The sequence below is a fragment of the Pseudoselenomonas ruminantium genome, from assembly GCF_900113715.1.
Taxonomy (GTDB): domain Bacteria; phylum Bacillota; class Negativicutes; order Selenomonadales; family Selenomonadaceae; genus Selenomonas_A; species Selenomonas_A caprae.
The window spans coordinates 41,803-65,705 of sequence record NZ_FOQK01000015.1 but is presented as its reverse complement, the minus strand read 5'-3'; the positions used below and the strand labels follow the sequence as shown (position 1 = coordinate 65,705).

Here is a 23,903-nt window from a genome sequence, read left to right as displayed (position 1 = left end):
GAACAAGAAACGGCAAGGAAAATTTTGACACAGATTCTTTACAATGTTACAATCGGAAAAGACAATGTTTACGATAATGTGCGAAGAATAGAGAAATTTTAGGGGAGAAGCAAGCATGCATAGTGAATTTCTGATGGGCAACGAGGCGATTGCCCTCGGTGCACTGGCAGCCGGTGTCAATCTGGCTGCAGGCTATCCGGGGACACCCTCGACGGAAATCCTTGAGACCATTGCCAAGCGTGGAACAGCGGATATTCATGTGGAATGGTCAATCAACGAAAAGGCAGGGATCGAAGTGGCTGCCGGTGCAGCGTATAGCGGCGCCCGCGCCCTGGTAACGATGAAACAGGTAGGACTCAACGTGGCGGCCGATCCTTTGATGAGCCTTGAATATATCGGTGTCAAAGGCGGTCTGGTCATTGTCGTTGCCGATGACCCGGGGCCGATTTCTTCGCAGACGGAGCAGGATACGCGGACCTTCGGCATGTTTTCCAAGGTACCCGTATTTGACCCGTCAACGGTGGCTGAGGCTTATGCGATGGTGCAGGAGGCCTTTGCCTTCTCGGAAAAATATCACACGCCGGTATTCCTGCGCCCGACAACGCGCATCGATCATGCCTATGAGGCCATCGAGGTCAGGGATGAGGCCGAATATGAGCAGCATGACTACGAGGGCTTTGTCAAGGATTCCTCCAAATGGGTCATCTTCCCGAAACTTTCGGTGCGCAGCCATGCGGCCATCGAGGCACGCAATGCTGAGCTCAGCAAGGTGCTTTCGGAATATCCGCGCAATAAGATACTGCCGGGCGCAGGACAGCAGGGCAAGCTGCGCAAGGGCATTGCGACGCATGGGGTCAGCAGCATGTACACGCGTGATAACCTGGCCCAGGATGATCATCTCCCCGTGCTGCATGTAGCGACTCCGTTCCCCTTTCCCGAGGAGCTCGCAGTCCGGTTCCTGCAGGGGCTTGATGAAGTCCTCTGCATCGAGGAGCTAGACCCCGTCATCGAACGGGCCCTGCGGACCGTCTGCGGCAAATACCATCTGCCGACGGTGATTCGCGGCAAACTGACCGGCGATGTCCAGACGGCCGGCGAAAATACAGTCGAATCCGTTGGTCGGGCGATAAGCGCATTCCTGGGCCAGCCGCAGCCGGAGGAGCCGGCAGAAAAAACACCTGCGCTTCCGGTACGGCCGCCGGTACTCTGTGCAGGCTGTCCGCACCGCGCTTCCTTCGTGGCCGTAAAAGAGGCCATGCGCGGGCAGAAGACCATCTACTGCGGCGACATCGGCTGCTATACACTGGGCAATGCGGCCCCGCTGGACATGTGCGATACCTGCCTGTGCATGGGCGCCGGCATCAATATCGCACAGGGCGTCTACCATATGGACCCGCAGACGAAATGCTTTGCCTTTGTCGGCGACTCGACTTTCTTTGCCGCCGGCATCACGGGAACAGTCAACGCGTTCTACAATCAGGCCGATATGACGCTGGTCGTACTCGATAACTCAACGACGGCCATGACCGGTCATCAGCCGCATCCGGGTACAGGCAGGACAATCCGCGGCGAGGTCGTGCAGGCCGTAAGCATTGAAAAGGTATTGCGTGCCATTGGCCTTTCGGTGGTGGAGACCGTAAATCCCCTCGACCACGCCGAAGCTGTGGCAACGGTCAAGCGCGTGGCGGCAGAGCCAGGTGTCAAAGCCATCATCTTCAAGTCGCCCTGCGTCGTGCTGGCCAAACCAGCGGCACGTTCACAGGTCAATGCCGAGACGTGCATCGGCTGTCAGAAATGCATCCGTTCACTGGGATGCCCAGCACTGATCATGCGGGAAGGCAAGGCCTTCATCGATGAGACGCTCTGCACAGGCTGCACGCTTTGCGAGAGCATCTGCCCGGTCGGAGCCATAGCAGGAGGCGAGAAATTATGAGTACAGACATCATTCTCTGCGGCGTCGGCGGTCAGGGGACGATTCTCGCGTCCAAGCTGATTGCCGCCGCGGCCATGAAAAAGAATATCCCCGTCAAGACAGCCGAGACCATCGGCATGGCTCAGCGTGGTGGCAGCGTGTTCAGCCATCTGCGGCTCGGAGCCGGCGAGGGTTCGCCGCTCATTGGCAAGAAAAGAGCCGACCTCATCATTGCTTTTGAACCGGCTGAGGCCGTACGGCAGATGCCTTTCCTCAAGGAGGGCGGCAGTGTTGTCGTCAGCAGCCATCCCATCCTGCCCGTCAGTGCCATGATCGGCGATGCGGCTTATGATGTGGAAGGCATTATGGACTACTTGCGTCATAAGGTCGACAGGCTGACGGTGGTTGACAGTGAGGCAGCGGCCAGGGAACTCGGCTCGATGAAGGTGCTCAATGTCGTCCTGCTCGGTGCGGCGGTGCGCAGCGGTGCATTGGGGCTTTCCGAGCAGGATATCCTTGCAGCCATCCATGAACGCGTCCCCGCCAGATTCCATGAACTCAATGAAAAAGCGTTGGCCTTTGCCCGCTGATATAGATATGGGAGGAGAATCTATGCAGATCAACGAACAGCAGCTCAATATGGTGAACCGGCAGGTTGAGCGCCTGCTGGAGGCAAACAACTTCTATGGCCAGCGCCTGCGCGAGGCCGGCATCGAAAAGGTAGAGACAAAAGAAGACTTCCTGAACCTGCCGTTTTCGGAAAAGCAGGATCTGCGCGATGCTTATCCGCTCGGGCTAATGGCGGTGCCAGAGCGGCAGATTGTTCGCATCCATTCGTCATCGGGCACGACGGGCACGCCGGTCATCATTCCCTATACGGCCAAGGATGTCGATGATTGGGCGGAGATGTTCAAGCGCTGCTATGAATTTGCTGGCATCACGAATAAAGACCGCATCCAGATTACGCCTGGATATGGACTCTGGACCGCTGGCATCGGCTTCCAGAACGGCGCCGAGAAACTCGGTGCGATGGTCGTGCCGATGGGGCCGGGCAATACAGACAAGCAGCTGCAGTTCATGATGGATATGAAGAGCACGGTGCTTACGGCCACATCGTCGTATGCACTGCTGCTGGCAGAAGAAATCGAAAAGCGCGGCATCAAGGATAAGATTCACTTGAAGAAAGGTGTCATTGGCTCGGAGCGCTGGAGCGCCAAGATGCGTGAGCGCATTGCGGGTGAGCTTGGCATCGAGCTTTACGATATCTATGGCTTGACGGAAATCTATGGTCCGGGCATCGGTATCAGCTGCGCGCATAACACGGGTATGCATTATTGGGATGATTACATTTACCTGGAAATCATCGACCCCGAGACGGGCGAGAATGTACCCGATGGCGAGTATGGCGAAATCGTCATCACGACACTCGTCAAGGAAGGCGCACCGCTGATTCGTTTCCGTACCCATGACATCTCGCGCATCGTGCCGGGGGACTGCCCCTGCGGCAGCCGCTTCCCGCGTATCGATACGCTGGTCGGCCGCAGCGATGACATGGTCAAGATCAAGGGCGTCAACGTATTCCCGAAACAGATCGAGGAAATCCTGCATACCTTCCCCGAGCTGTCGAGCGAATACCAGATCCGTATCTCCCATCTCGACGGTAAGGATACCATGCGTATCTACATCGAGACGAATGGCTCGGTCAACTTCCAGCAGATGGCCGAAAAGGTTGCACAGAAAGTCAAGAGCCGCATCGGTTTCACGCCAATCGTCAAAGTCGTCGAACTCGGCCTGCTGCCGCGCAGCGAAAAGAAAACCAAGCGCGTGATTGACGAGCGTTTTGACTGATACGAATTGGTTGACATGTCAAGAATAGCGGTCGTATAATGAATACATCAAGATAATCGGAAAACAAATCCCGTTGGCGAGTGGCGTGGAAAACGAATCGTCAACGGGATTCTTGCATGTGCATAAATCTTGTGAGATTATATAATTTTTCCATAGCAGGGGGATAATAATGGCAGAGAATAGCAATGAGATGATTTCGCAGGTTGGCAAGAATATCCAGGAAAAGGCGGCACTGGTATGGTCGGTAGCTGATGACCTCGTAGGTGCCTTCAAACCGCACGAATATGGCTTAGTGGTTTTGCCGATGGCGGTCATCAAGCGATTCCATGACTGCCTGCTGCCGACACAGGAGAAGGTGCTGGAAACTTATGCCAAAGTCAAGGAACTGGCTGTTAAGGATGGCTTTTTGAAGAAGGCTTCCGGTTATCAGTTCTATAATACTAGCAAATTCACGTTCAAGACACTGGTTGCTGACCCAGAAAATATCGAAGACAATTTCAAAGCCTATCTGAACGGCTTTTCGGACAATGTGCAGGATATCCTTACCCGCATGGATTTTCAGGCGCAGATTAATCGCATGGTGGAAGGCGGTCTGCTTTACCAGGTCATCTCGGACTTCAATTCCGATAAAGCCGATTTCTCCCCCGAAAATGTGGCTGCCGTCGATATGGGCTACATTTTCGAGAATCTCGTTCAGCGCTTTTCCGAGTCCTACAATGAAGAAGCCGGAGCGCATTTCACCAGCCGCGACATCATCTATCTGATGTGTGACCTGCTGGTGGCTGGCGATAAGAATGCCTTTGAAGAGGATGGTATCTCCAAGACCGTCTACGATATGACCATGGGCACCAGTCAGATGCTTACCTGTATGGAAGAACGTCTGAAGGCTTTGGATGCGGATGCTGATATCAATGTATTCGGACAGGAGTTCAATCCCTTTACCTTTGGTATTGCCAAAGCCGATATGCTGATTCGTGGCGGCGATCCCGATAATATGCAGTTCGGGGATACCCTCTCTGATGATAAATTCACAGGCTATGAGTTCGACTATATCATTTCAACTAACTCTAGTAGTGATGAGGCTTGTAATCGGAGTCATCAGACTCCAGGTTGTTGCTGCTCTTGGTTCCAGATCAGAAAGGCTTGCTGATGTCCATACAACAAGCAAAGCGGGTATTGATATCAGCAAGCCTTTCTGATAGGCTGTTCATTCCAGCAACAAAAGACGTAAATTACATGTAAAGAAGGTGTATCCTTTATGATAGATGGTAATTTGGCATTCAAACTAGAGAAAGACTTTAATCCGCCTTTTGGCATTCCTTGGAAACGTGAGGAAAAGGAAGTCACCGCTGAGCATAAGAAGGGCGCTAATGGACGATTCGCCCCAGGGCTGCCATCAAAATCGGATGGTCAGATGCTCTTTATGCTGAATGGTGTAGCCAAACTGAAAGACACCGGGCGCATGGCTATCATCCAGAACGGTTCTTCGCTGTTTACGGGTGACGCTGGCTCTGGTCAGTCCGAAATCCGCCGCTATCTCATTGAAAATGACTGGCTGGATGCCATTGTACAGCTGCCGAATGATTCGTTCTATAACACGGGGATTGCGACCTATGTATGGATTGTTACCAAGGACAAGCCCGAGGAACGCGCTGGCAAAGTACAGCTCATCGATGCCAGCCAGTGCTACACCAGCCGCCGCAAGAACATCGGTAACAAGCGGGTGGACATCACAGGTGCCTGTCGTGACCTTATCGTCAAACTCTATGGAGATTACACGGATGGCACCTTCAAGGACACGGACGAGAACGGCAACGATATTACTGTCAAAAGCAAAGTGCTGGACGCCGTAACCCTTGGCTACAACAAGATTACGGTGGAATCTCCGCAGCTGGATGAAAACGGCGATAAAGTTCTCAAGAAGAACAAGCCCGTGGCCGATACCAAGAAGCGTGACACAGAAAACGTCCCCCTGGATGAAGATATCGATGCCTACTTTGAACGGGAGGTACTCCCCTATAATCCCGATGCTTGGATTGACAGGAAAAAGACCAAGGTTGGCTATGAGATTCCCTTTACCCGGACTTTCTATGAATACAAGCAGATTGAGCCTGCTGAGTTAATTGCCAAACGTATTGAAGAACACGAAAAGAGCTTGATGGCTAAACTCCATGAACTGTTTGGGGAGGAAGCATAATGAAGGCTGTAATGCGTGATGAACGGGAAATGAAGGATAGTGGAATTGATTGGATAGGCAAAATTCCCAATTGTTGGCGGACATCCAGATTGAAAGATATTAGTGAAATACAGACAGGTTCAACTCCAGATAAGAAATTCCAAGCAGAATATTATTCACGAGAAAATGGAGTCCCATGGATTAAAGCAGAAAATCTCGGGATGCCTAATCCTATTTGTACGACAAAAGAATACTTAACAAAAAATGGATGCGATGTAGGTCGTGTGTTTCCAGCAAATACTGTTTATGTTTGTTGTATTGCAAGTATTGGCAAGGTTGGATATTCAACAATCCCTTGTAGTTGTAATCAACAAATTAATGGGATTCTATTTGATAATAAATACATCGATTATAAATTTGGATATTATCTCTCAATAGCTCAAGAAGAAGAATATATTTTGCGTGCGAGCGGAAATGTACTCAAGATTCTAAATACTCAGCAACAATCATATATTCCATGTGTTATACCTTTATTAAATGAGCAACAACTTATCGCCCACTATCTTGATGACCGTTGTTTCAAGATAGATGCTATCATTGCTGAAGCTAAAGCCAGTATTGAGGAATACAAGGAACTGAAACAGGCGGTTATCTATGAGGCGGTTACTAAGGGATTAGATAAGAATGTTGAAATGAAGACCTATAATGATTGGTTTGATATGTGTCCTGCTAACTGGAAATATGAGCAGATTAGGTATCTATATGAATTGCGTGATGAACGAAATTTTGACCCGTTAAGCGAAGTAAATCTTATTTCACTATATACAGATCGAGGCGTAATGCAACACTCAGACATTGAAAAAACATCAGGCAATAAAGCTGTTACGGCTGATGGATATAAGAAAGTATATCCTGAAGATATTGTTGTGAACATTATCCTTTGCTGGATGGGGGCAATGGGGCGTTCTGAATACCAAGGTGTGACCAGCCCGGCGTATGATGTATATAAGCCAATAGAAGAATCTGTAATCTGCTCTAGATATTATCATTATCTTTTTAGAACAGAGAGATTTTCAAAGAAATGCTATACCGTTGGTCGAGGGATAATGATGATGCGGTGGAGGACATATAGTTCTCAGTTTAAAGCTATAAAAGTTCCTGTGCCAATGTATAAGGAACAAGTAGAGATTGCAAATTATTTAGATACAAGAACAAAACAAATTGATAATCTTGTCGAGGAAAAGCAATCTCTTATCGCCGACCTCGAATCCTACAAAAAATCCCTCATCTACGAAGTAGTAACCGGCAAGCGCAAGGTGGTGGCGTGATGGGCAAGGCTAATATTCGCAATAGCACGGTCGATTTTCTGATATTTACCAAGGATAGCGGTGCTGATTCCATTGAGGTACGGGTGCAGGATGGCGATGTGTGGCTGACACAGAAAGCCATGGGAGAGCTTTTTGACATTGACCGCAGCGTTGTTGCCAAGCACTTGAAGACCATATTTGATAGCGGAGAGCTAGAGAAGAATTCAGTTTGTGCAAAATTTGCACAAACTGCCGATGATGGTAAGACTTATCAGTATAACTTCTATAAATTGTTGGCCATTATCGCTGTTGGCTACAAGGTAAACTCCCAGCGGGCTATCCAATTCCGCCAGTGGGCTACCAAGGTGCTGGATACCTTTGCCAAGCGGGGGTATGTACTGGACAAAAATAGACTTATCAATGGCCAAATTTTTGACGAGGACTATTTTGACCACCTGATTTCCGAGATTCAGGAGATTCGCGCCAGTGAGCGACGTTTCTATCAAAAAATAACGGACATCTACGCTACGGCAGTGGATTACACGCTGGACAGCAAGACTACCAAGGATTTCTTTGCCACGGTGCAGAATAAGATGCACTATGCCGTTCACGGCAGTACAGCGGCAGAGCTCATCATGGACAGGGCCGACCACAAGAAGGAACACATGGGGCTGACCTCGTGGAAAAACGCCCCAGATGGAAAAATCGTCAAGGCTGACGTGTCAATCGCCAAGAATTATCTGGCTAAAGAAGAAATGCAAGAGCTTAACGAGATTGTCACCATGTATCTGGACTACGCCACTCGTCAGGCCCGCCGCCATATCCCCATGACCATGGCTGACTGGGCCAGCAAATTGGATGCTTTTCTGCAATTCAATGATGCAGAAATCCTCCATGACAAGGGAAAGGTGTCAGCAGCCATTGCCAAAGCTTTTGCCGAAAGCGAATTTGAGCAATATCGTGTCTTGCAGGATAAGCACTATGTCAGCGACTTTGACAGGCTGATGCAGGAAGCGGACAATTAAAACAGCGATAATGTCTTTGTGAAAAGGACAATATGAAAAAACAGGTTAAGTAGGTGATGTCATTGGCAGAAAATGAAAAACAGTTTGAAGCAAACATCGAAAAGTTCCTGATATCGCCAGAAGGCGGCTATGAGCCAGCAGATGATTCTGGCTATCGGAATTCTATCGATATGGCATTGGACATTGCGATGCTGGTGAAATTTGTCAAAAAAACGCAGCCGATTATGTGGCAGCGTTTCGAACGTCAGTGTAATTCTGATCCGTTACGCAAGTTCTACAAATGCTTTGAGGATGCAGTTTTGGCGGATGGACTCATTTCTGTTCTTCGTCATGGCTTTCGGCATCGTGGCATGGATTTTAAAGTATGCTATTTCAAGCCGGAATCCACCCTCAATGAGCAGGCAGTCAAGCATTATCAGCAGAACATTTGCCAATGTATCCGTCAATGGCATTATACGGATAAGAACAAGAATAGCGTGGATATGATGCTGGCAGTCAATGGTATCCCCGTGATTGCCATTGAGCTGAAAAATCAGCTGACGGGACAGAGCATCGACAATGGCATGGCGCAATGGATGTATGACCGTGACTTTCGGGAACCGGCTTTCCGCTTGAATCACCGTATCCTGGCTTTCTTTGCGGTAGACCTTTACGAAGCCGCGATGACTACGACCTTGAATGGCGATAAGACGTTTTTCCTGCCATTCAACCAGGGCAGCAACGGCCCCGGCGCTGATGGTGGCAAAGGAAATCCCCAGACTGCGGATAATGATTATGTTACCAGCTATCTTTGGAAAACTGTCCTGCAAAAAGACAGTATGCTCGATATCCTGCAGAAATTCATAAGCTATCAGGTTACGCAGGAGAAAATCAAACAAAATGGAAAGCTGGTCAATGTTACCAAGAAGAAACTCATTTTTCCACGTTTCCATCAGCTGGATGTTGTCCGCAAGTTGATTTTCGATGTCCGCGAATATGGTTCGGGTCGTAATTATTTGGTTCAGCATTCGGCAGGCTCGGGAAAATCGAATTCCATCGCATGGACAGCCTATCGTCTGGCATCGCTCCATAATGCAGACAATGAACCAATCTTTACCTCCGTTGTCATCGTAACGGATCGCCGCAACCTTGACGCCCAACTGCAGGATACCGTCACAGGCTTTGACCACACCCTTGGCAGCGTCGAAACCATCGGTGAGAAAAAGACTTCCCAGGATTTAAAACGGGCAATCAATGCCGGCAAGCGTATCATCGTCACGACACTTCAAAAATTCCCAGTTATCTATGAAGAAGTAAGCGACACCGCCGGCAAGCGTTTTGCCATCATCGTCGATGAAGCACATTCTTCGCAGACTGGCAGCTCAGCGATGAAGATGAAGGTAGCTTTGGCGGATACTTCGGACGCATTGAAAGAATATGCGGAAATCGAGGGGAAGGCAGAGGATGAACTTCTGGATTCTGAGGACCGCATGGTTCGTGAGATGATTGCCCATGGACGTCATCAAAACCTTTCCTTCTTTGCCTTTACCGCTACGCCGAAGCAGAAAACCTTGGAGATGTTCGGCACCGAATATACTGATGGTTCCTTCCATCCTTTCCATATATATTCCATGCGACAGGCTATCGAGGAGGGCTTTATCCTCGATGTCCTGCAGAACTATACGACCTACAAGACCTGCTATCAGTTAGCTAAAAACGTAGACGACAATCCCGATGTACCTCAATCCAAAGCCTTGAAGATGATAAAAAGGTTCAGTGAGTTGCATCCGTATAATATCCAGCAGAAGTCCGCCATCATCGTAGAAACCTTCCGTGATATTACGAAAAAGAAACTCAAGGGGAAGGGCAAGATGATGGTCGTTACCGCTTCGCGTTTGGCAGCTGTCCGCTACTTCCATGAAATCAAGCGGTATCTTGCTGCGAATCATTATGATGATGTAGAAATCCTCATTGCCTTTTCCGGCAGTATCAAAGACCCGGATGATGCCAGTGACAGGGAATATACGGAAAGCAATATGAACGTGGATGCCGAAGGCAACACCGTATCCGAAGCACAGACTAAGCAGGTATTCCATGACGAAGGCAATATCCTCATCGTGGCGGAGAAATACCAGACCGGTTTTGATGAACCTCTGCTGCATACGATGATTGTCGATAAGAAGCTGCGTGGCGTAAAAGCGGTTCAGACCTTATCCCGCTTGAATCGCTGTCATCCGGATAAGGAAGATACCTTTATTTTGGATTTCGTCAACACGAAGGATGAAATATTGGAAGCATTCCAGCCATTCTATCAGGAGACTTACTTGGAGCAGGAAATCAATACGGATACCATCTACAAGGTGCAGAAGATGCTCCATGAATATAAGATTTATGACGAAAATGACATCGAAAATGTCAATCAAATCTATTTCGATGAGAATGCCCGCAAGAACAACCGGACACAGGCTGCCATAACCAATACGCTGTTGCCAGTACAGCACAAGTACAATGACCTGAATCAGGAGCAACGCTATCAATTCCGCAAGCTTTGCCGTACCTTCGTGAAATGGTACGCCTACATCACGCAGATTACGCGGATGTTCGATAAGCCTCTGCATCAGGAGTATATCTTCTGTTCCTATCTGGCAAAGGTTCTGCCCAGTGACCCGGCAACGCCGTTTGATTTGAACAACCGCGTGCGCCTGGAATTCTATAATCTGCAAAAAACTTTTGCGGGTTCTATTGAATTGGTAAAGGAAGAAAAAGGTGAGTTTGGACCTGCAAGGCCGAAAAAACCAGTCAAACAGGAAGAAACCCTAAGTCCGCTCGAAGAGGTTATCGCCAAAATCAACGAACAGTTCGCCGGGCAATTCGAGGAAGGTGACCGCGTAGTAGCTACCGTCCTCTATGAAAAGCTAAAGAATAACAAGAAACTGAAAAAAGCTGCCCAAAACAATGGGCAGCAGATGTTCATGAAAAACGTCTTTCCGGGAATTTTTGATGAGACGGCACAAAATGCCTACATCGAAAGCACGGAAACATTCACGAGAATGTTTCAGGAATCGGAACGCTACCATGCTATCATGAATGCGTTGGCGTCCGTTATGTTTCATGAGTTTCAGAAATAATGTTATTGTCAGGCAGTCTGTGCGGCTGCTTCGTTGTTTTGGGTGTATTCTGCCTGGAGCTTGTCGAGGCCAGTCATGATGGCGTCGTAGGTAGACAGGCAGATTTGGGGCAGGTCCTTTTCTTTGGTGGCTGCTTGGTAATCTCGGCGGAAGATAGCTACGGCTTTTTCGATTTCCTGACGGATTTCTGCAATCTTTTCGGGATTTCCCTGTGCGACCTGAGCGGCCATGCTGAGGATACAGTTGCTGACTGCCTCGACAGAATACGGCCCGCCGGGGCCTATGGCACGGACAGATTCCTCATAGCTTGGCAGCACATGCGGCATGGTGAAGCGTTCGCCGAGCTTGAAATGACCGCCCAAGGTGTAATATGCCTGCCAGCTTAGATTGTGCTGGGTTTGTGCTTTGATACTATCCACAGTATCCTGGCTGGCCGCAGGTTGAACGAGGGCTAAATCGGCAAGCGGGGCCGTTGACGGCGGCGAGGGGGCCTGCTCTGCCGCGGTAAATTCGCCCATAATGTCCCGAAATGATTCATGGGGCTCAGCAGCCGGCTGGCTGGCCGGGGCTGAAACAGCAGATTCAGACAGATTGCGGATTTGAATATCCATGGTACTACCTCCACTTCTAAAAAATCATATCCATAGATACTATCGGCAGAATGTCAAAACCTGATAAGTATTTTTTGACTTGTCAATTGCTGCTTGACCGCGGGCTTAACGATAAACGGTTGACAGAAGGCGGGCGGTTGGGTATATAATGTCAGATACGATGGAAGAATTTGGGATTCTATAACTAAGAAGGTATCTGCAAAATGAAAGTGAATCATACGATTGATATGCTGCATGGGCCGATTGCGGGGCCGATGTTCTTGTTTGCCCTGCCCTTGGCCTTGACGGGCATCCTGCAGCAGTTGTTCAATACGGCGGATGTGCTGGTGCTAGGGCAGTATGTCGGTACGAATGCGCTGGCTGCTGTCGGCAATAATTCCCCGATTATCGGCTTGCTCGTCAATCTGTTCATGGGCGTGTCGCTGGGAGCAAATGTCGTGATTGCGCGGTTTATCGGCGCGCATAATCTAAAGGAGACGACGCGCGCTGTGCATACGTCGTTTTTGCTGGCATTGATTTTAGGTTTTGCTGTAGCTGTGGCAGGGGAGCTTATGGCTGAGCCGATGCTGCGGGCGCTATCCGTGCCTGAGGAGGTCATGGAGCCGGCGGCTTTGTATCTGCGTATCTATCTTTTGGGCATGCCGGCTATCGGTCTTTATAATTTCGAATCAGCTATTTACCGCAGCCGCGGGGATACGCAGACGCCACTTAAGGCATTGGCCGTGGCGAGTTTGCTCAACATAGCGGGCAATCTCGCCGCGGTATTGCTGCTGGATTGGGGCATTGCCGGTGTGGCAGCGGCTACGTCATTGGCGAATTATGTGAGTGCTTGGATGCTTTATCATAATCTTTGTCATGAGCATGGCATCATCCGCATTGAGCCAGGAGCAATCCGCATGATTGGGCCATATGCGCGGGAAATCCTGCGCATTGGCTTGCCGGCAGGCATCCAGGGCATGGTGTTCTCGCTGTCGAACCTTGTGATCCAGGCAGCCATCAACAGCCTGGGTGCCGAGGTCATGGCGGCTTCTGCGGCAGCATTCATCATCGAAATCAATATCTATGTATTCCTGATTGCGTTCGGCCAGTCCATCACGACCTTCGTGAGCCAGAACTATGGTGCCGGCAATCTGCCGCGCTGCCGTCAGGTCACGCGTGTCGGCATGCAGGTCGGCATGGTAGTAATTGTGCTGCTGTCGGGATCGGCTTGCCTGCTGGCAGACCATCTGCTGGCGTTCTTCAACGATGTGGCGTCCATCATCGAGATCGGCCGCATCCGCGTATTCTATATTGTCGGGTTCTATGCAGTCTGCGTGTTCATCGAAGGCTTTTCAGGCGCCATGCGTGGCTATGGCTACTCTTTGCCGCCAGCTCTCTTGATGCTCGCGACGGTCTGCGGTGTCCGTATCGTTTGGATCTATACGGTCTTTGCCGCCGAGCCGACATTCCGCAACATCATGGTCTGTTATCCCATCAGCTGGACGATTACCGCTGTGCTATTGGCTGGCATTTATGGATTCTATCGCAAAAATATCAAGGTCATCCGTGTGTGATGGCCTTTTTTATATATCTTGTCATGCAGGGTATGATATAATACGAGCGTGAAACCGTTTATTTGCATGTGATTCGGAGGGATTCGTATGGAAAAACAGCTTGTGATTGGATTCATTGGCAATGGCAAGAGCACGAACCGCTATCATCTGCCGTTTGTGCTGAACCGGCCGGAGAAAATCCGGGTCAAGACCATCTATCAGCGCCGCGTGCGCCATGACATATGGCCGGCTATTGATGGTGTTCATTATACAGAAGATATCGATGCGCTGCTGCAGGATCCCGAGATCCAGGCTGTCGTCCTCAGCACGCCGGCTGGCAGTCATGTGGAGTTGGCGCGTCAGGTACTTGAGGCCGGCAAGCATTGTGTGGTCGAGAAACCCTTTGCCGTAAGCACGGCAGAGGCTGAGGAAATCTTTGCCCTGGCCCGTGCGAAGGGGCTTATGGTGCAGTGTTATCAGAACCGCCGCTTTGACAGTGATTTCCTTACGGTGCAGCAGGTCATTGCTTCGGGCAAGCTCGGCGAGCTGTATGAGGTCAATATGCATTACGACTATTACCGTCCGGAGGTACCAGAGCGTGCGGAAAGCTTTAGCCGGGAAGAGGCTTTTCTTTATACCCATGCCTGCCATACGGTCGATCAGGTGCTCTCGTTCTTCGGCGAGCCCGATGCGGTTCATAGCGATGTGCGGCAGCTCTTGGGCGCGGGGCGCATGAATGATTATTTCGATTTGGATTTTGACTATGGGGCGCGCAATCTCAAGGTTTCGGTCAAGTCAAGTTATTTCCGCGCCAAGCCGCGGCCAAGCTTTGCGGTCTACGGCCGTCGCGGCGTGTTCATCAAGCAGACGGAGGACCGGCAGGAGGCAGATCTCAAGAAGTTCTATCTGCCCAAGGGGCATGACGATTTTGGCATCGATTTGCCGGAACATTACGGTACGTTGACGTATTATGACGAGCAGGGCGGCTACCATGAAGAAAAGGTACCGTCGGTGCGCGGCGATTATGCGCGCTACTATGATGCACTTTATGAGACTATCGTGCATGGTGCTCCGCCCCTCGTGACGGAGGAACAGACAATGGCGCAGATGCGTATTCTTGAGCAGGCGGGCAAATCCTTGCTGACGGCTATGTGATAGGGGAGGTGCGAGAAGATGAAACTGGCAATCCTCGGGACGGGCAAAATCGTACAGGAAGGGGCATTGCCGGCCCTGCAGCAGGCCGGCGGAATCGATACTGTGGCTATCTTTGCCCGGCCCAAGAGCCAAGGCAAGGCGGAGCAGCTGGCAGCTCGCTATGGCATACCGCAGGTCTATACAGATTATGAAGCGTTGCTGGCTAATCCCGGCATCGAGTTTGTCTATGTCGGCCTTATCAATAGCGTGCACTATGAATACACGAAGAAAGCGTTGCTGGCTGGCAAGAATGTCATCGTTGAAAAGCCATTTGCCTCGACGGCAGCTGAGGTCCAGGAGCTTTGCGCATTGGCACGCGAGAAGCATCGCTATGTGTTTGAGGCCGTGAGCCTGCTTCATATGCCAAACTTTACGGCTATCCGTAAGGCTTTGCCAGATCTCGGGGCTATCCGCGCCGTTACGGCGAACTACTCGCAGTATTCGAGCCGTTACGATAAATACTTGCAGGGGGAAGTGCTGCCAGCTTTCAATCCGCAGCTTTCGGGCGGCGCGCTCTACGATATCAATATCTACAACTTGAATTTTATTATCGGCCTGTTTGGCAGGCCGAAGCAGGTGACCTATATGCCGAATATTGGCTTCAATGGTATCGATACTTCGGGCGTGGTGCTGATGCGGTATCCGGGCTTTTTCGCTACGGCATTGGGAGCCAAGGATACCGAAAGTCCCTGCTTTGTGACCATTCAGGGGGAGAAGGGCTGGCTGCGCGTTCTGGGAGCACCCAATGAACTCAAGGAGTTTGAGGTGCATCTGCATGGCTCCGGCCAGACGACGCGCTATGCGCTCAATCGCTACGGACATCGCATGGTGCATGAATTCCAGGAATTTGCCCGCATCTATGCGGCGGGTGACGAAGAAGCTATGCTTTCGGGCTTGGCTATTTCGGCCGCGGTGATGGCAACAGCTGAGGAGGCCCGCAAGCAGGCGGGCATCGTCTTTGGCTGTGATGGCTGATCGGGATATTGTCGGAATATTGCACAGACTGTCTGCAAAGAATTGTACTTGTCTTCTTTTGGCGCCCACTTTATACTTTAGATATTATGGATAAAGTGTGAGGGGGCGATGAAGTGGAGGCGAATGAACGCAGACGGAGGCTGGAAAAAGCGCTGGCGGGGACTTCACAGGACTTGCCGATTACGATAGATCAGCTGGCTAAGCTGCTGCAGGTCTCGGTGCGTACGGTGCACTATGATCTCAAGGAAATCGAGGACGAGCTTTCGGAGCAGGGGCTGACGCTTTGCCGTAAGCCGCGGTATGGCATGTGGCTGGAACGTGCCGATGAAGCAGGTACTCTTCATGCGGAGCAGCATGTATGGGGACGCAAGGAGCGGCAGGACCGCATCATCCTGGCGCTGCTTGGCGAGCAGAAATGCTCCATTGACGGGCTCGCGGAGATGCTCGCCATCAGCCGCACGACATTGCTGGCGGATCTCAAAGATGTGCAGGAAACCTTGGAAAAGCGCAATCTCGTCTACGACTCGAAGCGCGGGCTGGGGATTTGGGCGCATGGCGATGAACAGGCGTGCCGTGATATGCTCATCCATATTTTCAACCGGGCAAGCTATGATTTCCGCGGTCATTTTGATATGGCAGCGCCTTGTCCGGCCGGGCAGGAATTGTTCCGCGATTATGTGCAGGATCTGCCTGTCGAGCAGATTGCCCATTTCTTTTTGGAGCTGATGGAACAGCGTGGGATACTCGAAAATGATTCCTCGGCCAACCGCATGATTTGCGCCTTGCTCGTGCAGTTCAAGCGGCTGCAGCAGGGGCATGATATGAGCTATCAGGCACCGCTGGGGTTCTTGTCCGATGAGGGCGAGCAGCTCAAACGGCTGGCCGGGGAGATCGCGCAGTCGCTGGACGAGCTGCAGCGTGGCTTTCGCCAGCCCGGTGAGGTGCAGTATCTCGTCCGGGAACTGCTGCACAGCCGCATATTCTTCCTGCCAGGAGGGGACCAGCAGCGTCAGCCCAAGGATGTCAATGTTGAGGCCGTGGATTTGGCACGGCGGTTCATCGAGTATGCGCAGGTTTGGCTCGGAGACTTCTATCTTGACGACGATGAGCTTCTCTATAATCTGGCGCTGCATTTGCAGCCAGCTATCGAGCGGGCGCATTTTGGCATTATGCTGACGAATCCTTTGCTCGGCAGCATCAAGGAGCAGTATACGTCGCTTTATGATATTGCCAACCGTGCGGCGGCGAAAATCACGGAGCATATGGGCATAGCTTTTTCCGAGGATGAAATCGGCTACCTGACTATCCATCTGGGGGCGGCGGTCGAGCGGCGCAACTTGCAGCGCAAGAAGCAGCTGTCTGTGCTGCTCGTCTGTGGCAATGGCATCGGTACAGCCAATCTGCTGGCTATGACGCTGCGCAATAATCTGCCGTATATCCAGATCGTCAAGACCGTATCGTTATATCGCCTGAGTGCTGCGGATATGGAGCATGTCGATATCATCATAAGCACTGTCGACATACAGAAAGTACCGCCGGGGATGGCGGTATTGCGCGTGTCGCCGATCCTTACCGATGCAGGCATTCAGGTCATCGAGGGACAAATCCGTTATTTCTATCATAAAAAGTATATGTCAGAGCCATTGCCAGGACAGACGGCAGCGAAAGAAAGCGGTCTCGTGGAGCTGCTGCAGGAGCCGTGCATCCGGCTCGATGGCGAGGCCGGTGATTGGGAGACCGCCGTTACGCAGGCGGGGAATCTGCTGCTGGCCGAGGGCGCGGTGACGGAGCATTATGTCCGGCAGATGGTCCGTGTCGTGCGCAATATTGGCCCGTATATTGTCGTCTGTGATGGCGTAGCCATGCCGCATGCGCATATCGAGGATGGTGCGCGCAAGGTAGCAGTAAGCTTCCTGCGGCTCAAGCAGCCTGTATTCTTCAGTGATGACAAACGGCCGGTCGATATGCTGTTTGCGTTCTCGACCACAAGCGAGAAGGCACATCTGCCGCTATTATCGGATCTTTGGCGTGTGTTCAACAGTGAGCATATGTTGCAGGCGCTGCGTACCTGTCCGGATGCCGTGACGATGCGGCAGCAGCTGCAGCAGTTTCTGACAAAAGCATAAGAAATGCAAAAGCTTGCACAAGTATTGTGCAAGCTTTTGTTCTTGTTGCGGCCGGTTTTCATTCGTATAATGAAGGCGTGGATGAAACACGGGCTGCAGGGAGGCAGCCACAGGGTATAGAAAGGAGAGTGATGGCATGCTGGAGGATTTCGTTGGAGAAGATGACATTCTGCTCGGAGAATCCTGCAAGGATTGGGAGGAGGCCGTTATGCGCGGCGCACAGCCGCTCTTGCAGCGGGGCATCATCGAACCTGCGTATGTGGAGGCCATCAAGGCGAACCATCGGGCAATGCCATATATGGTCATTGCACCGGGTATCATGCTGGCCCATGCGCGTCCCGAGTGCGGGGCACATGGTGTGGGGCTTACGCTTATGACGCTGCGTGAACCGGTTGAGTTCGGCAGTGCGCATAATGATCCTGTGCGGCTGGTCATTACGCTGGCAACGCCAGATGAGACGAAACATCTCAAAATGTTAGAAGCACTTACGGATTTCCTTATGGTACCGGAGTGTTTGGATAATTTCCTGGCCGCTCGATCGGTCGGGGAGGCTATGGCAATCTTGAAAGGAGACGAAGGAAAATGAAGATTCTCGTATGTTGTGGCAGCGGTCTTGGCAGTTCATTCATGATTGAGATGAACATCAAGAATGTACTCAAGGAGCTTGGTGTTGAGGCGGAGGTTACGCATTGCGATCTTTCGTCGGCTGCCGGCAATAAGTCTGATATCTATGTCGGTACGCGTGATATTGCTACGCAGCTTGTCGGCTTGGGCGGTGAGGTCGTTTCGCTCAATAACATGATTGACAAGCAGGAGCTCAAGGAAAAAATCACAGCAGCTGTTGAAAAGGTGTCACAGGGATGACAAAGCTATCCTAACTGAATAAAAAGGGGGATTTACGGTGTTAAAATTTATTCTTGATATTTTAAGTGTACCGGCAATACTCATCGGTTTGGTTTCCTTTATCGGTCTTGTGGTACAGAAGAAGGGGATTTCGGATGTACTCAAGGGATCGATCAAGACGGTTATGGGCGTTTTGATCCTCGGCGGTGGCGCTGGCCTTGCCGTTACGGCCTTGGGCCATTTTGGCACGATGTTCCAGTATGGTTTTGGCATTACGGGTGTCGTTCCGCACAATGAAGCCATTGTCGGTATGGCGCTGGAGACTTATGGCACACAGACAGCACTCATCATGGCTTTTGGTATGGTGGCCAATGTTCTCATCGCGCGCTTCACACCGCTCAAGTTCATTTTCCTGACTGGTCATCATACGCTTTACATGGCTTGCATGATTGGCATTATCCTGACGGTCGGCGGCTTTGAGGGCGCAACGCTAGTCGCTGTCGGCGCAGTCATCCTCGGTCTTGTCATGGCGGTATTCCCGGCTATTGCCCATCCGGTCATGAAAAAGATTTCGGGCAGCGATGATGTAGCGTTTGGTCATTTCGGTACGGTGGGCTATGTATTTGCTGCCTATGTCGGCAAATTGCTGGGCAACAAAGAGCAGAGCACGGAAGATATCAATTTCCCGCAGGGCCTTGCGTTCCTGCGTGACTCGTCGCTGGCTATTTCGCTTGTCATGCTCGTGCTGTTTTTGATTGTCGCTCTTGCTTGCGGCCCAGAATATGTGGAAAAAGAGCTCAGCGGCGGCCAGAACTTCCTCGTATTCTCCATCCTGCAGGCAATCACGTTCGCTGGCGGTGTTTATGTCATCCTCGCCGGTGTCCGCCTGATCCTGGCAGAAATCGTGCCGGCTTTCACGGGTATTGCTACGACGCTGGTTCCGAATGCTAAACCGGCAATCGACTGCCCGGTTGTATTCCCGTTCGCTCCGAATGCCGTACTTATTGGCTTCCTGTCGAGCTTTGTCGGTGGCGTTATCGGCATGGGCATCCTGCTTATGATGGGCACGTCGATGCCGTGGCTGCCAATCATCCTGCCGAGTGTTGTCCCGCATTTCTTCTGCGGCGCTACGGCTGGTGTATTCGGTAACGCAACGGGCGGCCTGCGCGGCTGCATCTTTGGTGCTATGGCACATGGCTTGCTGATTACGTTCCTGCCGATTCTGTTGATGCCGGTACTTGGCAACCTCGGTTTTGCCAATACGACGTTCAGCGATGCGGATTTCTGCGTCGTCGGCACAATCCTTGGCAATGTTATCAATCTGATTAAATAATGGAGCGGTGAATTATGATGGAAGTACAGAATCTGCCGGAGCTGGCGGTTACGGTACGCGAGGATATCCTGCGCATGACCCATGCAGCTGGCAATGGCCATCCAGGTGGCAGCCTTTCGGCCACTGAGTATCTGGTCTGGCTCTATAATCGGGAAATGAACGTCCGTCCGGACGAACCCTGTTGGGAAGACCGCGATCGTTTCGTATTGTCGAAGGGGCATGTCGTGCCCGCACTCTATGCGGTGCTGGCACATAAGGGCTATTTTCCGGTGGAAGATCTTCTGACCTTGCGCAAGCCGACATCGCATCTGCAGGGCCATCCCAATATGAACGATACGCCGGGTATCGATATGTCTTCAGGATCGCTGGGGCAGGGCATCGGTGCAGCTGTCGGCATGGCCAAGGGGGCAAAAGTGCTCGGTAAGCCGCTCAGCGTCCATGTGCTTTTGGGAGATGGCGAATGTGCAGAAGGCGAGGTCTGGGAGGCAGCGCTCTACGCAGCTCACTATAAGCTCGATAATCTTTGCGTGGCCGTTGATGTCAACGGTTTGCAGATTGACGGCACGACGGCTGAAGTCATGAACACTGCGCCGCTTGATGCGAAATTTGCGGCGTTCGGCTTCGATGCTATCACGGTCGATGGACATGACTTTGCAGAAATCGCCAAGGGCTTTGCCCGTTTCCACGAAAATCAGGGCAGCGGCCGGCCAACGGTTATCCTGATGAAGACGGTCAAGGGCAAAGGTGTAAGCTTTATGGAAAACAATCCGGGCTGGCATGGCAAAGCACCGAATGATGAAGAATTGGCGCAGGGGCTGCGTGATCTGGCGGCCATCCGTCAGCAGTTGAAGGAGGGATGAGGCATGGCAGAACAGAAGAAGATTGCAACGCGTGACAGTTTTGGCCGTGCCCTGGTGGAACTTGGCAGACAGCATAAGGAGATCGTGGTCATGGATGCCGATTTGGCAGGGGCGACGCGCTCGGGCATGTTCAAGAAAGAGTTCCCGGATCGCTTTTTCGACTGCGGCATAGCTGAGGGCAATATGATGAGTGCCGCTGCTGGTCTATCATCGATGGGTCTTGTTCCCTTTGTGTCCACGTTTGCCATGTTTGCCGCTGGCCGTGCTTTTGAGCAGGTGCGCAACGGCATCGGGTATCCGCACCTCAATGTCAAGATTTGCGCGACCCATGCAGGTATTTCTGTAGGTGCTGATGGGGCGACTCATCAGTGCTGCGAGGATTTTGCGCTGATGCGCAGTATCCCGGGCATGACAGTGCTTTGTCCGTCCGATGATGTTGAGGCGCGCAAGCTGCTGGCGGCGGCTTATGAGCTTGAGGGGCCGGTATATTTGCGGTTTGGCCGTCTCGGTGTGCCCGTATTCCATGACGAGAATGCAGAGATTACCATCGGCAAGGGCGAAATCCTGCGCGAGGGCCGTGATGTGGCCTTGATTGCTACGGGCATACTGGTGCCAGAGGCGGTAAAGGCTGCAGAAAAACTGGCGGCAGCAGGTATCGAGGCCCGCGTCATCAATATGGCGACTATCAAGCCGCTGGACGAAGAATGCGTCCGGCAGGCAGCTAAGGATTGCGGTGCAATCCTTACCGTTGAGGAACATAACATCATCGGCGGTCTTGGCGAAGCTGTCTGTGCAGCTGTGGCAGAAACGTGTCCTGTGCCGGTATGCCGCATCGGTGTCCGGGATTGCTTCGGACATTCAGCCGCAGCGGAAGAATTACTCGCTGAGCATGGACTGACAGCAGAAAGCATTGCAGCCAAAGCACAACAGTTTGTTGCTCGTAAGGGCTGATTTGAATTACAAACAAGAAAATAATCCCTATCGCATAATACAGCGATGGGGATTATTTTTGCTTTTGCAAGCAATATTTGAAAAGGTTTGATTTTTTAAGGTAGACATGTTTCCATATAGTGTAAATTGTGCTAAAATGAGTGACAAAGGAGATGTGTAATTATGTTAAAACCACACAAATTAGCAATCATTGGACTTGGACATGTTGGCTCGGCGGTGCTCGCACGGGCGATTGCCTGCCAGCTGGCAGCGGAGATTGTCTGCATTGATATCAAACCGGAGGTGGCGCACGGCGAGGCTGTCGATGCGACGCATTCGATTGCCTGCGCTTTGACGCCGAATGTCCATGTATATTCGGGCGGTTTTGAGGAATGCCGCGATGCCGATGTCATCATTTGCGCGGCAGGCCCGAGCATCCTGCCGGGCGGTGTCATGGATCGCTTGACGCTGGCCAAGGAGAATATAGCCGTTATCCGTGATGTCATGGGCGAGGTAACGAAGTATACGCGCGATGCGGTTTTCATCATGATTACGAATCCGCTCGATGTCACGACGCATGTGGCGGCAACGGAGTTTGGCTATCCGGCAGGCAAGGTATTCGGCACGGGTACGACGCTGGAGACCATGCGTTTCAAGAGCATCCTTGGCGCGCATTACCATGTCGATCCGACGGATGTCCAGGGGTATATGCTCGGCGAGCATGGCAACTCTGCCTTCCCGGCTTGGAGCACGGTCAGCATTGGCGGTGTGCCGCTGGAAAAACTCGATATGTTCTACGATCATGAGACGGACTTTGATCGTGAGGTTGTGGCAGGCGAAGTTGTCAATACGGCTTATGATGTGCTAAAATCGAAGGGTTGGACGAATACAGGTATTGCGATGGGCGCCTGCCGTCTGGCCAAGGCTGTGCTCTACGATGAACATGCGGTACTGACTGTTTCGACGCCGCTTGGCGGCGAGTATGGCATCGAGGATGTGTCGCTGTCCCTGCCGAGTGTGATTGGCAAGGATGGTGTACTCAAACGCATCCCGCTGCCGCTGCCGGCTGAGGAAGAGGAGTTGCTGCATAAGAGTGCGGACAGTGTCAAAGCTGTCCTGCGGGCCAATGGTGTAATCAGCTGACGCAGGCGCAATTTTTCATAGCGAGGGGAGTTTGACAGATGCTCTATACACTGGAAAATGAAACACTTTGCGTATTGGTACGCAGCCATGGCGCAGAACTGCGCTCTATCAAGGAGCGGGCAGACGAGACCGAATATCTTTGGGATGGCAATCCGGAATGGTGGAAGTACAGCTCGCCAGTGCTGTTCCCGATTGTCGGCAAGCTGCGTGATGGCAAATATCGTGTGAGCGGTGCCGAATACGAACTGCCGGGGCACGGTTTTGGCCGCATCTCCGACTTTGAGCTCGTGGCACGCCAGCAGGATAGCATCGAGTTTGTGCTGGAATGGTCAGAGGATACCCTCAAGGTTTATCCGTGGAAGTTTGCGCTTTATGTAAGCTATGAGCTGGAGGAAAACAAGATCAAGGTAATCTGGCGCGTCAGGAACCTTGACGAGAAGCATATGGTATTCTCGATTGGTGCGCATGGCGCTTTCCGCTGCCCCATCGTGCCGGGGGAGAAATTCGAGGACTATTACCTTGCGTTCAATGAGGCCGAGGATATGCGGAACCTGCCGCTTGACAGCAAGGGACAGTTCCAGCGTGAATACGGCAACATGGCCGTCAAGGGCACGAAACTGCCGTTGAACTATGAAATGTTCCGCAACGATGCCCTGGCCTATGCCGGGCAGAAATCCACGCAAGTCAGCCTGCGCTCGACGAAGAGTGCGAAGAGCCTGACGGTCGAAGCCAAGGGCTTCCCCTACTGGGGCTACTGGACGCCGGACAAAGGCGGCGCACCGTTCCTCTGCATCGAGCCATGGCATGGCCATGCTGATTACGTGGACTTTGATAGTGACTTCAAAGACCGCGAAGGCAGTGAAGAGCTCGCACCAGGTGAGGAAAAGAAATTCAGTTATACGATCGCGATCGGCTGAATCGATACATAGACACAGATACGGAACGTGCAGACATTGTCTGCACGTTCCTTGTTTCAAAAAG

Annotated in this window: 20 protein-coding genes; 19 read left to right on the top strand and 1 reads right to left on the bottom strand. The window is 51.6% G+C overall.

Annotated elements, in window-relative coordinates:
• The first annotated feature begins 115 nt into the window (after nucleotides 1-115).
• The 8 genes from iorA (at nucleotide 116) to BM181_RS09160 (ending at nucleotide 11,375) form a co-directional block, all read left to right on the top strand.
• Nucleotides 116-1,933, top strand: coding sequence for an indolepyruvate ferredoxin oxidoreductase subunit alpha (gene iorA, locus BM181_RS09195; RefSeq protein WP_075444202.1), 1,818 nt, complete (start codon nucleotides 116-118; stop codon nucleotides 1,931-1,933).
• A complete protein-coding gene (locus BM181_RS09190) occupies nucleotides 1,930-2,502 on the top strand; it encodes an indolepyruvate oxidoreductase subunit beta (protein WP_075444199.1) in 573 nt (190 codons plus the stop codon). Before iorA ends, BM181_RS09190 begins: the two co-directional genes overlap by 4 nt.
• A 22-nt stretch (nucleotides 2,503-2,524) precedes the next feature.
• Nucleotides 2,525-3,760: a phenylacetate--CoA ligase family protein gene (locus tag BM181_RS09185; protein WP_075444196.1), complete on the top strand. Its 1,236-nt coding sequence runs from the start codon at nucleotides 2,525-2,527 to the stop codon at nucleotides 3,758-3,760.
• Between the two features lie 169 nt (nucleotides 3,761-3,929).
• A complete protein-coding gene (locus BM181_RS09180) occupies nucleotides 3,930-4,910 on the top strand; it encodes a type I restriction-modification system subunit M (protein WP_256211338.1) in 981 nt (326 codons plus the stop codon).
• Nucleotides 4,911-5,018: 108 nt separating this feature from the next.
• Nucleotides 5,019-5,957 (top strand): HsdM family class I SAM-dependent methyltransferase, encoded by a 939-nt coding sequence (locus BM181_RS09175; protein WP_256211337.1) that lies wholly within the window; start codon nucleotides 5,019-5,021, stop codon nucleotides 5,955-5,957.
• A complete protein-coding gene (locus BM181_RS09170) occupies nucleotides 5,957-7,264 on the top strand; it encodes a restriction endonuclease subunit S (protein WP_075444193.1) in 1,308 nt (435 codons plus the stop codon). The genes BM181_RS09175 and BM181_RS09170 overlap by 1 nt, the downstream gene beginning before the upstream one ends.
• A complete protein-coding gene (locus BM181_RS09165) occupies nucleotides 7,264-8,268 on the top strand; it encodes a virulence RhuM family protein (RefSeq protein WP_075444191.1) in 1,005 nt (334 codons plus the stop codon). The genes BM181_RS09170 and BM181_RS09165 overlap by 1 nt, the downstream gene beginning before the upstream one ends.
• A gap of 56 nt (nucleotides 8,269-8,324) precedes the next feature.
• Entirely contained in the window at nucleotides 8,325-11,375 is a 3,051-nt protein-coding gene (locus BM181_RS09160; RefSeq protein ID WP_256211336.1) for a type I restriction endonuclease subunit R, read from the top strand.
• An 8-nt stretch (nucleotides 11,376-11,383) separates the two neighbouring features.
• Here BM181_RS09160 and BM181_RS09155 read toward each other — a convergent pair whose 3' ends face one another.
• The gene (locus tag BM181_RS09155; protein ID WP_075444189.1) at nucleotides 11,384-11,986 is read right to left on the bottom strand and encodes a hypothetical protein; all 603 of its coding nucleotides are present in this window, start codon (nucleotides 11,984-11,986) and stop codon (nucleotides 11,384-11,386) included.
• Nucleotides 11,987-12,189: 203 nt separating this feature from the next.
• On the opposite strand from BM181_RS09155, the gene BM181_RS09150 reads away from it, so the two are divergent.
• The 11 genes from BM181_RS09150 (at nucleotide 12,190) to BM181_RS09100 (ending at nucleotide 23,839) form a co-directional block, all read left to right on the top strand.
• Nucleotides 12,190-13,539 (top strand): MATE family efflux transporter, encoded by a 1,350-nt coding sequence (locus tag BM181_RS09150; RefSeq protein WP_075444186.1) that lies wholly within the window; start codon nucleotides 12,190-12,192, stop codon nucleotides 13,537-13,539.
• An 87-nt stretch (nucleotides 13,540-13,626) separates the two neighbouring features.
• The gene (locus tag BM181_RS09145; RefSeq protein ID WP_075444183.1) at nucleotides 13,627-14,673 is read left to right on the top strand and encodes a Gfo/Idh/MocA family oxidoreductase; all 1,047 of its coding nucleotides are present in this window, start codon (nucleotides 13,627-13,629) and stop codon (nucleotides 14,671-14,673) included.
• A gap of 18 nt (nucleotides 14,674-14,691) precedes the next feature.
• Entirely contained in the window at nucleotides 14,692-15,687 is a 996-nt protein-coding gene (locus tag BM181_RS09140; RefSeq protein WP_075444180.1) for a Gfo/Idh/MocA family protein, read from the top strand.
• Between the two features lie 113 nt (nucleotides 15,688-15,800).
• On the top strand, nucleotides 15,801-17,813 hold the full coding sequence (locus BM181_RS09135; protein WP_075444177.1) for a BglG family transcription antiterminator: 2,013 nt from the start codon (nucleotides 15,801-15,803) through the stop codon (nucleotides 17,811-17,813).
• A 136-nt stretch (nucleotides 17,814-17,949) separates the two neighbouring features.
• The gene (locus BM181_RS09130) at nucleotides 17,950-18,399 is read left to right on the top strand and encodes a PTS sugar transporter subunit IIA (protein ID WP_075444174.1); all 450 of its coding nucleotides are present in this window, start codon (nucleotides 17,950-17,952) and stop codon (nucleotides 18,397-18,399) included.
• Complete coding sequence (locus tag BM181_RS09125; protein WP_075430070.1) at nucleotides 18,396-18,677, top strand: PTS sugar transporter subunit IIB; 282 nt, start codon at nucleotides 18,396-18,398, stop codon at nucleotides 18,675-18,677. The genes BM181_RS09130 and BM181_RS09125 overlap by 4 nt, the downstream gene beginning before the upstream one ends.
• Nucleotides 18,678-18,714: 37 nt before the next feature.
• Complete coding sequence (locus BM181_RS09120) at nucleotides 18,715-19,989, top strand: PTS ascorbate transporter subunit IIC (protein WP_075444171.1); 1,275 nt, start codon at nucleotides 18,715-18,717, stop codon at nucleotides 19,987-19,989.
• A gap of 17 nt (nucleotides 19,990-20,006) precedes the next feature.
• Entirely contained in the window at nucleotides 20,007-20,849 is an 843-nt protein-coding gene (locus BM181_RS09115; protein ID WP_218150110.1) for a transketolase, read from the top strand.
• Between the two features lie 3 nt (nucleotides 20,850-20,852).
• Nucleotides 20,853-21,800 (top strand): transketolase family protein, encoded by a 948-nt coding sequence (locus BM181_RS09110; RefSeq protein WP_075444165.1) that lies wholly within the window; start codon nucleotides 20,853-20,855, stop codon nucleotides 21,798-21,800.
• Between the two features lie 162 nt (nucleotides 21,801-21,962).
• Complete coding sequence (locus BM181_RS09105; protein ID WP_075444162.1) at nucleotides 21,963-22,922, top strand: L-lactate dehydrogenase; 960 nt, start codon at nucleotides 21,963-21,965, stop codon at nucleotides 22,920-22,922.
• 38 nt (nucleotides 22,923-22,960) lie between these two features.
• Nucleotides 22,961-23,839, top strand: a complete 879-nt coding sequence (locus BM181_RS09100) for an aldose 1-epimerase family protein (protein WP_075444159.1) — start codon at nucleotides 22,961-22,963, stop codon at nucleotides 23,837-23,839.
• The last annotated feature ends 64 nt before the right edge of the window (nucleotides 23,840-23,903 follow it).